The sequence below is a fragment of the Paenibacillus aurantius genome (genome assembly GCF_032268605.1).
In the GTDB taxonomy this organism is placed as follows: domain Bacteria; phylum Bacillota; class Bacilli; order Paenibacillales; family NBRC-103111; genus Paenibacillus_AO; species Paenibacillus_AO aurantius.
In genome coordinates this window covers 2,832,998-2,846,568 of sequence record NZ_CP130318.1, presented here as the reverse complement: position 1 = coordinate 2,846,568, position 13,571 = coordinate 2,832,998, and the positions used below count along the sequence as shown (strand labels likewise).

Here is a 13,571-nt window from a genome sequence, read left to right as displayed (position 1 = left end):
TCTATAGTTAATAGAGATGGTACTAGAGACATTAGGTGAGAGAGGAATCATTTACTGTTATGAAGGCAAAAGCAAAAGCGGCACTTCTGCTAGTCCCGGTCCTGCTTGCGGGAGTGCTTATACCGGCATCAGCGGGAAAAGCTGCCGGTCGTTTCAACCTGTCCTATCTCTTCTCCGGGACCCCCGAAACCTTCGTTCGGGATGTGGATCAGGCGAAAGGAAGCCTGCAGACGGTTGCCCCGGCCTACTTGGAGCTGACGCAGGAGGGAACCGTTCAAGCCGCTCCGGATATGGGCTCCTCCTTTATCCGGGACATGCACGACCGGGGAATCCGGGTAGTGCCCTATTTAAACAACGAGTGGAACCGGACGCTGGCCGTCAAGACGGTCAACAACCGGGCGCAGGTAACGGACCAGCTGGCCGAGCTTGTAAAGACTTATAATCTGGACGGAATCCAGCTGGATCTGGAAAACCTGCCCGCCTCCAGCCGGGAGTCGTATACCGACATGGTCCGGCTCCTTCGCGGGAAGCTGCCGACCGGCAAGGAAGTGTCCGTTGCCGTAGGGGCGAATCCGACCGGCACCTCGTCGGGCTGGCTTGGGGCTTTTGACTACAAAGCCCTCGCCCCCTATTGCGATTACTTGCTCATCATGGCGTATGAGGAGCATTTCGAGGGGGACCCTGTCCCGGGACCGGTTTCGGGATTGCCCTTTACGGAATCGTCGCTGCAATTCGCCCTATCCCAGCTTCCTCCCGAGAAAGTCGTTCTCGGCATTGCCTTCTACGGCCGGCTTTGGAAGGACGATGGCACCCTGCTCGGGGTCGGGGTCCCGGACCGTCTGGTGGACACGCTAGTCCGCCGCTATAACGGCAAGGTCGAAGTGGACCGGACGTCGGGCTCAGCCGTTGGAACCTTTACGATCGGGCCGGCGGATACCGGAATCACGATCAGCGGACATCGGCTGACTCCCGGGAATTACACGGTTTGGTTCGAGAACGAATCGACCCTGAAAACCCGTCTCGCCCTCGCCGACCGCTATAACCTGTTGGGCACCGGAAGCTGGAGCCTGAACCAGGAATCGGCTGGAACGTGGGACTACTACTCTCTTTGGTTGAACGGAGCAGCCTTCGGCGATGCGGAAGGCCATTGGGCGCAGAACGAGATCGCGTCCACCGTACATAAGGGCTGGCTGAACGGGATGGAGCCCGGCCTCTTCTCCCCGGACGGTCCGCTTACCCGCGCCCAGGCCGCCGCGGTGCTGAGGCGGGTCGGGAACGGGTTGTCCCCCTCGGCAGACGCCTCCACTCTGTTCCGCGATGTGCCGCAGAATCATTGGGCCGGCGCGGACATCGTGTGGGCGTACACGGAAGGTGTCATCGACGGAACCGCTCCGGGCCTGTACGAGCCGGAAGCTCCCCTCACACGCGAACAGCTGGCCGCCATGCTGGCCCGCTGGTACTCCCTCCCGTCGAAGGGGACCGCTTCCTTCTCGGACGTGTCCCCGGGACGCTGGTCCGCGAACTCCATTGCCGCCGTTCAGGAAAACGGCCTGGTGAACGGCTTCGAGGACGGGACCTTCCGTCCGGCGGAGCCTCTTACCCGCGCCCAGATGGCGGCCGTTCTTGACCGTCTTAGCAAGCTTGCTTGAAGGACGGGAGCCAGGCGAAGGAACTGTAGAACCCCCAAAAAAACTAACTAGTTAATGGTGTTAATCAAAAAACTGCCCTTGAATCGTTTGTACCCTATGGAGACCTTGGTAAAGTATCTACTCCATAGGTTACAGATTATTCAACGGGCAGTTTTTGTTATAGCGGGCCGGCAATGCGGAGGCCAAGGCATCGTTTTCGCTTAGGGATCCATTTATTACGGTCTTCCGGGTCCGCCAGCGCGCGGGCCATTCCTCCCGTAATCGTCTGCTCCATGAGACGAAGGTGTTCGATCACTTGAATGAGGGACCACCGGTTATCGTCCGGCCGGCGGTTCAGCTGTTCGTCGCTCAGCCCCTCGACCGTCTTCCAGACTTCCTCCCGAATCCGTTGTTTCTCCTGGCTGTTCATCTTGGCTGTCATCCTTTCTTCTGCGCACTTCCCTCCTATTGTAGCCTATTCCTTGCCGCGGCTCCAAAGGCGGCGCATTTCGGCGCTCGATTCCAAGAGCTCCTCCAGAGAGCCTTCCGCCTCGATGCGGCCGTCCTTCAGGACGATAATGTGATCGGCATGGGCAAGCACCGTTTTGCGGTGCGAGATGACGAGACAGGCCGCCTCCCTCCGTTCAAAAAGCCGCTGCCAGAGCGTCTTCTCCGTATCCACGTCCAACGCGCTCGACAGATCGTCGAAGACGTACAGCTCCGCATCGCGCACGAACATCCGGGCAGCCGCGGTCCGCTGGGCCTGCCCGCCGGACAGCTTCACCCCGCGGGGGCCGATCACGGTGTTCAGCCCGCCGGGCAGGGCCGCGATGTCCCGCTCCAGCACCGCCGCCTCCACCGCGATCCCGATGTCCCCGGGACCGGCCGGATGGCCGAGGCGGATGTTCTGCTCGAGCGTGTCGCTGTACAGCCGGGGCACCTGCGGCGTATAGGCGCTGTGCGGCGGCACGAAGAACGAGCCGGGGTCCCCGACGGGGCGGCCGTTCCAGCGGATCTCCCCGCTGTCCTTCGGCAGCAGGCCGAGCAGCACGCGGGCCAGGGTCGTTTTGCCCGAACCGATGCGCCCTGTAATGACGGTGAACGAGCCGCCGGGGATCCTCAGGCGGATATCCTCGATCCCCCGGCCCGTCCCCGGGAACCGGTAGGTCAGCCCGTCCGCCTCCAAGAGATGCAGGCGTTCCTTCGGCTCCTGCTCCGGCAGGGACGGACTCTCCTCTTTCTTCGGCCCCTTGAGATTCAACCGGTGAAGCTCGGTGAGCCGTTCGGCCGGGGCATTCTGAAGCAGGTCGATCAAACGGTCCTTCGAGACCGTACTCTGCTTGTAATAGGTTATAAACTTGCCGAAGTTCTGGATGAACTGGGTCACGAAGGTCAAGTAGTAGATAAACAAGGCAAAATCCCCTACGCTGAAGCTTCCGTCCTTCATGGACTGCGCGGCCAGCAGAAGGATCAGCCCCGTGCCGATATTGACGGTGTTCGAGAAGACCGACTCCAGCACCTGGGTCAGCACCTTGTCCTTCAGCACCGACTGCCGCCGCTGCTCGTTCAGCTTACGGAACCGGCCGATCACCCGGCCCTCTGCTCCCGCTACCTGAATGGCCTGGACGGTCGTAAACATCTCGCTGATCGCTCCGGTAACCTGGCTCGTGGCTTCCCGGCTGGCAGCCCGGTATTTCTGCAGGAGGGCCGTCGCCAGCTGGGCGACGGTCACGACCACGACGAGCGGCACGAAGACCCAGAAAGTCAGCTGCGGGCTGATGCCCACCAGAATCCAGCCGGAAACGAGGGCGAAGCAGGTCATCCCGAAAGCGTCAACCGACCAGGAGACCGCTTCCTCCACCTGCTCGACGTCGTCCCGGAACGTGCTGATGGCCTCTCCCGGAGAGCCCGGTATGGCTTTCGCTCCCGGTTCTTTCAGAATGTGTCGTAGGAGGTTGCGGCGGATGAGCCCGGCTATGCGGAACCGGAAGTTCACATCGGTCACAAAACCGAAAAGGATCATCACCACCCGGCCCAAGGTTGCGGCCGCTAGCAGCCCGATCAGGCCCCAAACCGTAAACCCGTAAGCCGACTCCCCCGCCAGCATATCGAAAAATTGCTTGGTGACCAGTCCGGGAAGGACCGGTGCCAAGTAGATGAGGGTCCAGGCCAGGGCATTCGCCCAGTAGAGCCATGGGTTATAGCGGTATAAACGGTATAACAGCGTCCAAGTGCTCATGCCGGCGTCTCCTCCAATCCCTTCTCGAGAATGCCGCTGAACCGGGTGTGGCGGTCGGCCGCCAGGCGGCTCCGCTCTCCGTATTCCACAACCCGGCCATTATCGAGGACCAAAATCTGGTCCACCCGCTGTACGGTTGCAAGCCGGTGGGCGATGATGATGCTGGTCCGGTTGCGCAGCAGCTTGCTGATCGCCGATTCGATTCTTTGCTCCGTTGCCGGGTCCAGCCGGGAGGAGGCTTCGTCGAGAATGACGAGGCCCGGGTCCATCAGGAAGACGCGGGCGAAGGCCATGAGCTGCGCTTCTCCGGCGGACAGCCCGCCTCCGGACGATTCCAGCGGCGAGTCAAGGCCGAGAGGCATGGAATGCAGCCATTCCCCCATGCCGAGCTCCTCCAGAACGCCGATGATCCGGCTGTCGGGGATCGACTCGTCAAAGAAGGTCAGATTGTCGCGCACCGTTCCCTGGAACAGCTCAATCTGCTGCGTAACCATGCCGACACTCCGGCGGAGCTCGGCCAGCTTGGCGTCGCGGATGTTCACTCCGTTCAAGTAGATCCCCCCGGAGGCGGGATCATAGAACCGGAGCAGGAGCCGGGCCAGCGTCGATTTCCCGCTTCCGGTCCGTCCGAGCACCCCAAGCGACTCGCCCGGCTTCAGCTCGAAGTGAATGGAATCGAGCGTGACCGAACCCGGCTCGTACCCGAAGGTCATCCGGTCGAACTTAACCCGGACGGGACCGGCGGGAATTGAGGTGCCTCTTCCATCCGTAACCGCCGGGCGCAGCTCCAGCAGCTCCTTGATCCGGGTTATGCTCGCGTCGGCTTTCTGAAGATCCTCCATCTGCGTGCGGATCTGCTCGATCGGCTTCGCGAGAAGCTCCGTATAGTAGAAGATCATGTAGACGGCCCCGATCGTGAGGCTGCCCTTCTTCCATAGATAAGCGCTGACGGCAAAGGCCATGGCGTTGCCCATGGCGAACACCACGATGGTCGTGATCCACATGGCAGCGAACCCGAAGAAAGCGCGGATCCGGATCGGAAGCCACTTTCTCAGCAGATCGTCGAATCGGCTCAGCACGAACCCGGAGGCGCCGTTCGCCCGTACGTCCTCGGTGCCGTCCAGCTGTTCGCCCAGGAAGCCGTAGAAGTCCGCGGAGATTTGGCGCATTTTGCCCCAGAAGGGAGAAGCGTACCGGCGGATGTACTGAATGGACCAAATGGCGAAGACGGTAAAGACCAGCATGCCGAGCCCGATCTCCCAGCCCTCCCGAAACAGGAGGATGATAATTCCCGCGACAAGGACAAGGTTGCTGAGCAGGGTGACCACAAGCTTGGAGAAAAAGTTGGCCAGCGCGTTAATATCGCCGTCCACCCTCTCGATGAGAGAGCCGGACGTATGGGCCTTGTGAAAGGACATATCGAGCCGCAGGCAGTGCTCGGCCACGTCTCCTCTCAGCTTGTTGGTGGCGATCCAGCCGATGTTCTCCCCCAGATAGGTGGCCGCCAGCATGATCGCCTGGTACAGAAGGGAAACGCCGATAAACAAGACCGCGGCATAGATCAGCTTGGTGGAGTCGGCCTGCTCCTTGGCCATGTCGATGAAGGACCGGATGATTTGCGGATTGATCAGCTGCATCCCGATCGACAACAGCAGAAGAAGGAGCAGCAGGGTGATGCTTTTCCATTGAGGACGCAGGTAAGCGGACAGCAGGGCCGCGTACTGGCGGAGGGGAATGTTAAGTTTGCGCATAGATCTACTCTCCCGAATCGTCTAAAATATCCAAAAAGATGGAATGTCTAACTTACTTTAGTTCACCCGTGGGCAAGCGTCAACAGGAGAAAATGGCTAAACTCGTTTCTTCAGCCAACTAAAAAAGAGCCCGGAGGCTCTTTCTCGGTTCAATCGGTGAAGGTGACAACCAGCTGGATGATTTCACTCCGGCTTGCGAGCCGGATCGGCGGGCCCCAGGTTCCGAACCCGGAGGACACCGCAACGTGAAGGTTTCCCTTGCGCATATAACCCCAATCCAGCTCGAACAGCCGGCGGGTAATGAAGTGATTAGGGGCGAACTGCCCCCGGTGGGTATGCCCCGACAGCAGAATGTCGGCCCCCGCCTCCGCCGCTTGCTGAAAGCCGTACGGCTGATGATCCATCAGGACAATCGGCAGCGTCTTGTCCAGGTCTGCGAGCAGTGCTTCCGTGCTCATGCGCCCGCCCCCTCCGGCTGCTTCGGAGGTTTTGTCCTTGCGGCCGGCGATGGCCAGCGTCCCGGGCAGGGTGACCGTTTCATCCCTCAGCACCCGCACGCCGATGGTGTCCATCTGACGGATGTATTCCTCGATGTGCCCGCCGTAATACTCATGATTGCCCAGGACGGCGTAGATGCCGAGCCTCGACTTCAGCTGCTGCATGACCTCTCCCATCCGGTTGCGGATGAACGGCTCAATGACATCGTCGATGACGTCTCCCGGGAATAGGATGAGATCGGGCTCCATGGCATTGATCCGGCGCACCAGCCGGTGAAGATGACGGCGGCCCACCAGGTTGCCGAGATGGATATCGGAGGCGACGGCTATTTTGAGGGTACGGGCAGCCCCCGGTTTCTTGCGGATATCGATCGGGTAGGTCCGGACCACAGGCGACCAGGCGTTCCAAGAGCCCCACAGAAGAAGGACGATCATGACGGCCGTAACCGTATACCCGATCGCCGGGATATAGACGGAGGCTTCGACTCCTCCCAGATGGAGCAGCCAGGCGGCCAGGTCTGCCAGCGGAAGCAGCAGGACCGAGAACTCAAGTACCGCAAAATAGTACGAGCCGATCACCTTGAACAAGCGGCCCGCCGGTCCGGGCAGCAGACGCGCACGTCCGATCAGGTACGAGAAGGCGATCAGGAAGAAAACGATCCAGTACACGCCTTGCGGCACTCCGGCTCCTGAATAGCGGAGCAGAAAAGCCCCGTGCCAGCCAATGTAGAAATTAAGCAGCAGGTAGACGGAAATGAAGATGATAAACATGAGAACCATTCGTGGTTTCAAGCGGGACGGGCTCCTTTACCTTATCTGGATACACTCTATTCGTCACACAGTATAGCACAGCTCGTCTTCCCTTCCCAGCGGAACGGCCCCCTCGGAGACCCCAGGGCGAATTCCCGCCTGGATAGCCGCCAGGTCAACAGGTCAAGACTCTCCCGTTTCCCCCCGCTTCCATGCTGAAAGACTTACCGGCTTCCAGATGGAAATCCCGAAGCATACAGGAACAGCCTTTTTTCGCGGCAAAAAGACGCCCGTTCCCGGGCGCCTCCCTCACTAAGGCGCTAGCCTTTCTTATACTTCTGCTCGCTTGAGGAGTTATTCTTAGTCTTGGTGTTCTGCTTCTCCTCTTTCTGCTCCATATTTAAATCTTCCAATGGAATGGAATCGACGTTCTGCTCGCTTTTGAATTGATCCAGGAGGCTTTCCTTTTCGGTTGGAAACTGTTCGGGGTTATCCCGCTTACCGGCCTGGTCTAACGTATCCCTGCTTTTCTCGAACGGATCCATGACATTCACCTCTTTCTTGGGTCTACTCCTTTATACCGTCAAAGGACGGGCTTTGAAACAGAAACCTGGCCGCAGGGAATCACCGAAAAACTTTGTTTAACGAATTTACAAAGTGCGTAAGCGATGCTATGATGAGAATGAAAGCGTTATGCATCCCGATTCGACCAACATCCTATCAAGCCAATATCCTTTATAACCGGAGGGAATGTACCATGAGTTATTTCGGCAATGTGAACCCCATCAAATTCGAAGGAAGACAATCCACCAACCCGCTCGCCTTTAAATTCTACAATCCGGATGAAGTCATTATGGGCCGGACGATGCGCGAGCATCTCCGCTTCAGCGTCGCTTACTGGCACTCCTTCACCGCTAACGGCTCCGACCCGTTCGGCGGCGGTACGGCCATCCGCGGCTGGGACCGCTTTTCGGGCATGGATTTGGCCAAAGCCCGCGTGGAGGCCTGCTTCGAGCTGCTGAACATCCTCGGCGTCGATTATTACTGCTTCCATGACCGCGACATCGTGCCGGAAGGCGATACGCTTCAGGAAACCAACAAGAATCTCGACGAGATCGTGGCCCTCTTGAAGGACAACATGAAGGCGCACGGCAAGAAGCTGCTGTGGAACACGGCCAACATGTTCTCGAACGCCCGTTTCGTTCATGGGGCGGCGACGACGAGCAATGCGGACGTGTATGCTTATGCCGCCGCTCAAGTCAAGAAAGCGTTGGAGCACGGCAAAGAGCTCGGCGCCGAGAACTACGTTTTCTGGGGCGGACGCGAAGGGTATGAGACGCTGCTTAACACTGATCTCGGGCTGGAGCTCGACAATCTCGCCCGCTTCCTTCACATGGCGGTGGATTACGCGAAGGAAATCGGCTTCGACGGCCAGTTCCTGATCGAGCCTAAGCCGAAGGAGCCGACGAAGCACCAGTACGATTTCGATGCGGCCACGTCCCTTTCTTTCCTGCAGAAATACGACCTGATGAAGGATTTTAAGCTGAACCTGGAAGCGAACCACGCCACTCTGGCTGGTCATACGTTCGAGCACGAGCTGCGGGTGGCCCGGATCAACGGAGCGCTCGGTTCCATCGATGCGAACCAGGGGGATATGCTCCTCGGCTGGGATACGGATGAGTTCCCGACCGACCTGTACGGAACCACGCTTGCCATGTACGAAATCTTGAACAACGAGGGCGGAATCGGACGCGGCGGCGTCAACTTCGATGCCAAGGTACGCCGCGGTTCATTCGAAGCCATTGATGTGGTTTATGCTCATATCGCCGGAATCGACGCCTTCGCCCGCGGCCTGCAGGTAGCCGCCAAGCTGATCGAGGACCGGGTTCTGGATAAAGTGGTGGAAGACCGCTATGCCTCCTTCAAGACGGGAATCGGAGCCGATATTGTAAGCGGTAAAGCCGACTTTAAATCCTTGGAGACTTATGCCCTTCAGAACAATCCGATTGAGAATGCATCGGGCCGTCTGGAATTGATTAAGAGTGTGGTAAACCAATACATTCTTAACGTCTAATAGCTTCCCTCCACGAAAGTAAGTTTGCGCCCTGCCGGTCTCCCCTGGGATTCCGGCGGGGCTATTTTATACTGGCTGTACAACCAAGCAAAGACGACCCTTCTCTTTCTTAAGGAGAAAAGGTCGTCTTTTTGTTTGCCTGAGCTGACTTGGTCAGATCTTTATTATCCTCTCGCCAATTCCGGATGGCGGACCGGATCTGGTCCACCTTGTTTCGATGCCGCTTCAAGGCCGGGTGACCGGCAGGTACTAGAAAAAGTTAGTACTATGCCATAATATGGCAATCCCAGTAGAATAACATTTGTAAGCGGGACGGCGAGAAGGGAAGCCGGCGCCGCTCCCCAACAACCTAACTAGAAAGGAGTAAAGCTCAATGCAGAACCGAACAGAAGTAATGGCACGGGGCATCGACGTTTCGCATCACCAAGGCCGGATTGACTGGCCGAAGGTTCAGTCTTCCGGAATCTCCTTCGCCTTTATGAAGGCAACGGAAGGCTCCACCTTCAAGGATCCCCGCTTTGCCCGCAATGCAGCCGAAGCCGCAGCAGTGGGTATCGCCATCGGAGCTTACCATTTTATGCGGGCCAAGAGTCCGGAGGAGGCGGCGCGGGAGGCGGACCATTTTGTCCGCACCCTGGAAGAGGCGGGACCGGAACGCTTCACCCTGCCTCCCGTACTCGACGTGGAGACCAACGACGGAGGGCTCAAGCCCGCGCAGCTGTCGCTCCTGTGCCGGATCTGGCTGGAGCGGGTGCAAGCCGCTTTAGGCAAAACTCCCTTGCTGTACACGTACCTGCATTTTGCCAGGACGGCACTGGATGACACGCTCGCTGACTTTCCCCTGTGGTTCGCCTATTACAACGATTCGTGTCCCCCCGACTGCCGGGGCTGGACACGATGGAGCTTCTGGCAGCACAGTGACAAAGGAACGGTACCCGGTATCTCGGGACCGGTCGATCTCAATGTCTATGAAGGGACGGTGGCCGACTTGACGGGCTACAAATTAAAAGAGGAAGACGCGAACAAGATCATCCAACTCCTGCAGGCCTCTTGGAGCATGATTCAGGATTACCCGGAGGCGAGGGATGAAATCCACCGGCTTGCCGACGAACTTCGACTGGCCTCGGGCCAGCCTGTTGCTTAACACTAGAAACGAAACACCATCCATACGGGTTGCCCATTACGGAAGCTTGGAGCGCCCTCCCCATATTAGAAAATTAAAGGAGAAGATTAACGATGGCAAATCACCTGGAACCCATGATCAAGCTTCAACCCGGAGGAGAAGCATCCGTCCTCAGCTACAACGTACCGGAGCCCACTACATACAGCGGACGTAACTTTATTGATCTTCAGCTGCCGGACAGTTATTTTATCCCGAGCAAGCCGGAGGTTACCATTAACGGACTTGCCGCAAGCCCGGAGAGCCGTGCGGCTGCCTTGCCCACTGAGCCCTACAACGTACTGGCTGCCTCCGGCGCCGACCGGCTCAGCCCTAAGCTGGCCAGCCTGACGCCTGAAGAAGTGGCGCAGATGGCGGAGCAGGGCAAGAAGCTGAACCTGTACCGTTCCATGACCGGGGCGCTTACCTACAATTACATTGATGCCGAGGGGGTCGATGCTCCCGTGCTTGCTTCCGCTCCTTACGCGGCAAGCGGACGGTCCTCGCTGCTCAAGGCGGATGACGGTGGGATCGTCGGGATGCTTCCGATCGACGATGATAACGATCCCGATCCCGAGCCGGACCCTGTCGAAATTTCATGCGACATTACCTCCCCCGCCCCTAACTCCACGATCAACGGAGTCTACACCGGAGCTGTCTTCGATGTCAGGGGAAGCGCGACCGTCGATTACGGAGGAGGCAGCATCACCAAGGTACTTGTGACCGTCGGTACCCGTACGGCCCAGACCGCGAACCTGTCCGGAAGCTCTTGGGTGCTTCCCGGCGTAACCGTCACCACACCGGGTACGCTCGATATCACGGCCAAAGCCTACCATTCGACGGGAATGACCAGCCTGCGCAAAATTACCGTTACCGTCACGATCGCGCCGGCACCAGATGTGACGCTTCCAGTCGTCAAAATCACGACCCCATCCCCGGGTCAGATTTATTCCAGCGGTTCGATTGTGGTGGAAGGGACGGCCTCGGACAATAAAGGCGTCTCCCGCGTAGAGCTTTCCGTTGACGGCGGTCCCCTCGTTCAAGCCGAGAGCCTGAACGGTTGGGCCAATTGGAAGAAGGGGCTTACTCTCGCCCCCGGAAACCATTCCATCGTCGCGACTTGCACCGATGTGAGCGGCAATAAAGCTACGGCAAGCCTGACGGTCGGCGTGGATACCTCTCCGCCCAAGGTAACCATTGTGTCTCCGACGGCCAACCAACAAATCGCGGGCACCTTCTCTCAAGGCGCCATCATCGAAGTAACCGGAACCGCGCAGGATGCCGGCGGGATCTCCCTCGTGGAAGTTTCCCTTAACCAGAATCCCGTCTATGTGCGCGCAGCGGAGAAAGCTCCCGGTGACTGGTCGCAGTGGAAAGCGACGTTCAAGGTAACGGAGCCGGGCATCCATATCCTTACCGCACGCTGCACCGATCCGGCCAAAAATTATTCCGAGACAACCGTGGCCGTCCAGGTCACCATCCTGCCGGAGGTCAATTCACGGCTGAAGCGTATCATTCTCGTCGAATCGTATCGTCTCTCCTCCTATCTTGGAAACTATGGGGCCGGACGCACCCTCAAGACGTTCTCCCTCCTGCCCGGCGAGAAAACGAAGATCAGCGTCAAAACGTATACGCAGAATGAAACGACGGCCAAAAGCGCCTCCACCATCCTCGACTCCGTCACCGATGAAATTGCGGATGAGTTCGAGCAATCGATGGGACGCGAGCAGACCGACCAGAAGAAATACCAGGAAAGCTTCGACTATAAAGTAAGCGCCGAGGCCGGAGCGAGCTGGGGCTGGGGCAGCGCGTCGATCTCCGCAAGTGCCAGTGGCGGCACCAATGCGGCCCGCGAGCAGTTCGCGAAGAACATTGCCGGCAGTACCCAGAAGCATGTCGCCAAAGCTTCCGCCCGGCGCGATGTCCAGGTCAACACGTCATATGAGGTCAAAACCACTTCTTCCGATGAAGTGTCCATCGTCCGGGATATCGAGAACATCAACGTTAGCCGTACCCTTAACTTCGTATTCCGTCAAATGAACCAGGAATTCATTACGCTGCTTCACCTCGTAGATGTACGCATCGGCTTCTACAAAATCGACATGGTCAACAATGTGGAGAAGCGCACCTATCAGGAGGTGACCCTTCCACAGCTTGACTCCCTCATCGCCGAAACGATTGTACCCGATAAGCGGACCGAGGTGAGAAATGCCATCATTCACCAGCTGACGAATATTTTTGATTACCAGGACCGCCATCACCGCTTTGTCGAAGAGGAGCCGTTCCTGGACAACGACGGCAACATCATCCCCCTTTCTCACTACCTCCGGGTGAAAAAGGATTATACCTCCTCTTACACTGACGCAGCATCGGGGACGCATATCGAGGTGCCAGGCATTATTTTGGCGGCTAACCGCCACGTGCTTCGGACCGAAGGAATTATCGTCGAAGCCCTGCTCGGCCAAGGCGAGGCACTGGACAATTACTCCCGCGACCTCCAGACCGAAACGGTACGGGAAAAAGAGCTTCGCAACGAGCTGCTGGAAGCCGAAATGAAGATGAAACGTTATGCCCTGAAGATTCTGGAGAACCGCGACGAAACGGCAGCTCAGCTGTATGGCATCCTGAATCCGCCGCCCAAAGCGCCCGAAACCAAAGAAGAATCCCAGCCGGCTTCCCAGCCTGTCGGTACCTTCGCTTAACCGGCTGATGAAAGGAGAACGGCATGGATACGGATCTGGAAATTACGTTGGGTGACCGTCATTCGACACGGGTATTAAGTGAGGATGCGCTGAAGAACAGCGACAAAGCCTCTATCGATTACAAGGTGCTGGAGAAGCGGTATAAGCTGCTGTTCAAGCTCTTGCAGAAGCTGCTGCCCAAGGTGGGGGGCAAAATTCTGGAGTATCATAAAATTCATTTTCAATATCTGCTGACCGTCCTGGCCGCCGTCGAGAACATGAAGCCGGTCGACCAGCCCGTGGAAGCCATTAAGAAGAATCTCGACGACTATGTGTTGGAGACGGAAGACCTGTTCCGTACCCTGGAGGAAATTCCGGATAGTCCGTTCGAAGACATGAACAAGATGGGCCTCATTCTTCTCGCCCCGGCGATCAAGCAGAATCCTATTCTCAAGAAACAGTACAACGATCTGCTGGATACGTACCAGAATATAACCCAGCAAGGCCTTAACGGAGCATCCGCCGCCGCCGAAACCGGACGGCGCATGGAAGCCGACGGTAAAGAGAAGACGCGTGAGCTGCTGGAGAAGCTTTCCGCCATGGAGGCACAGGGAGCGATCGACCGCCTCCTGATCGAGACGTACAAGAAGAAAGTCCAGTTTATTCAACTGGACTTGGGCACGCGGATTCAGCGTACGCGAAGCCGCGCGGATGATCACGTCCGCCGGATGCAGGGGCTTGTGCTACAGGCCGCACGAATCAAGCGGTTTGATTAATCGGATGAGGATGACA

Annotated in this window: 10 protein-coding genes; 5 read left to right on the top strand and 5 right to left on the bottom strand. The window is 58.0% G+C overall.

Annotated elements, in window-relative coordinates; translation table 11 throughout:
- Positions 1-59 precede the first annotated feature (59 nt).
- A complete protein-coding gene (locus MJA45_RS12920; RefSeq protein ID WP_315607657.1) occupies positions 60-1,649 on the top strand; it encodes an S-layer homology domain-containing protein in 1,590 nt (529 codons plus the stop codon).
- 157 nt (positions 1,650-1,806) lie between these two features.
- On the opposite strand, the gene MJA45_RS12915 is transcribed toward MJA45_RS12920, so the two are convergent.
- The 5 genes from MJA45_RS12915 to MJA45_RS12895 form a co-directional block, all read right to left on the bottom strand.
- Positions 1,807-2,070 (bottom strand): DinB family protein, encoded by a 264-nt coding sequence (locus MJA45_RS12915; RefSeq protein ID WP_315607656.1) that lies wholly within the window; start codon positions 2,068-2,070, stop codon positions 1,807-1,809.
- Positions 2,071-2,103: 33 nt separating this feature from the next.
- Positions 2,104-3,867 (bottom strand): ABC transporter ATP-binding protein, encoded by a 1,764-nt coding sequence (locus MJA45_RS12910; protein WP_315607655.1) that lies wholly within the window; start codon positions 3,865-3,867, stop codon positions 2,104-2,106.
- Positions 3,864-5,618: an ABC transporter ATP-binding protein gene (locus tag MJA45_RS12905; protein ID WP_315607654.1), complete on the bottom strand. Its 1,755-nt coding sequence runs from the start codon at positions 5,616-5,618 to the stop codon at positions 3,864-3,866. Before MJA45_RS12905 ends, MJA45_RS12910 begins: the two co-directional genes overlap by 4 nt.
- A gap of 149 nt (positions 5,619-5,767) precedes the next feature.
- Positions 5,768-6,907: a metallophosphoesterase gene (locus tag MJA45_RS12900; protein WP_315607653.1), complete on the bottom strand. Its 1,140-nt coding sequence runs from the start codon at positions 6,905-6,907 to the stop codon at positions 5,768-5,770.
- Between the two features lie 278 nt (positions 6,908-7,185).
- Positions 7,186-7,410: a hypothetical protein gene (locus MJA45_RS12895; protein WP_315607652.1), complete on the bottom strand. Its 225-nt coding sequence runs from the start codon at positions 7,408-7,410 to the stop codon at positions 7,186-7,188.
- A gap of 212 nt (positions 7,411-7,622) precedes the next feature.
- Between MJA45_RS12895 and xylA the strand changes: the two genes are divergently transcribed.
- From xylA to MJA45_RS12875, 4 genes are all read left to right on the top strand, one after another.
- Positions 7,623-8,939 (top strand): xylose isomerase, encoded by a 1,317-nt coding sequence (xylA, locus tag MJA45_RS12890; protein WP_315607651.1) that lies wholly within the window; start codon positions 7,623-7,625, stop codon positions 8,937-8,939.
- Positions 8,940-9,312: 373 nt separating this feature from the next.
- Complete coding sequence (locus MJA45_RS12885) at positions 9,313-10,083, top strand: glycoside hydrolase family 25 protein (RefSeq protein WP_315607650.1); 771 nt, start codon at positions 9,313-9,315, stop codon at positions 10,081-10,083.
- 92 nt (positions 10,084-10,175) lie between these two features.
- Positions 10,176-12,800, top strand: coding sequence for an Ig-like domain-containing protein (locus tag MJA45_RS12880; RefSeq protein ID WP_315607649.1), 2,625 nt, complete (start codon positions 10,176-10,178; stop codon positions 12,798-12,800).
- A gap of 23 nt (positions 12,801-12,823) precedes the next feature.
- Entirely contained in the window at positions 12,824-13,555 is a 732-nt protein-coding gene (locus MJA45_RS12875) for a hypothetical protein (RefSeq protein ID WP_315607648.1), read from the top strand.
- Positions 13,556-13,571 lie beyond the last annotated feature (16 nt).

What these genes read in the sequence shown, in the direction of transcription:
- MJA45_RS12895 (WP_315607652.1), bottom strand. Translation starts at nt 7,410, where the DNA reads ATGGATCCGTTCGAGAAAAGCAGGGATACGTTAGACCAGGCCGGTAAG.
- xylA (WP_315607651.1), top strand. Translation starts at nt 7,623, where the DNA reads ATGAGTTATTTCGGCAATGTGAACCCCATCAAATTCGAAGGAAGACAA.
- MJA45_RS12905 (WP_315607654.1), bottom strand. Translation starts at nt 5,618, where the DNA reads ATGCGCAAACTTAACATTCCCCTCCGCCAGTACGCGGCCCTGCTGTCC.
- MJA45_RS12880 (WP_315607649.1), top strand. Translation starts at nt 10,176, where the DNA reads ATGGCAAATCACCTGGAACCCATGATCAAGCTTCAACCCGGAGGAGAA.
- MJA45_RS12915 (WP_315607656.1), bottom strand. Translation starts at nt 2,070, where the DNA reads ATGACAGCCAAGATGAACAGCCAGGAGAAACAACGGATTCGGGAGGAA.
- MJA45_RS12920 (WP_315607657.1), top strand. Translation starts at nt 60, where the DNA reads ATGAAGGCAAAAGCAAAAGCGGCACTTCTGCTAGTCCCGGTCCTGCTT.
- MJA45_RS12875 (WP_315607648.1), top strand. Translation starts at nt 12,824, where the DNA reads ATGGATACGGATCTGGAAATTACGTTGGGTGACCGTCATTCGACACGG.
- MJA45_RS12885 (WP_315607650.1), top strand. Translation starts at nt 9,313, where the DNA reads ATGCAGAACCGAACAGAAGTAATGGCACGGGGCATCGACGTTTCGCAT.
- MJA45_RS12910 (WP_315607655.1), bottom strand. Translation starts at nt 3,867, where the DNA reads ATGAGCACTTGGACGCTGTTATACCGTTTATACCGCTATAACCCATGG.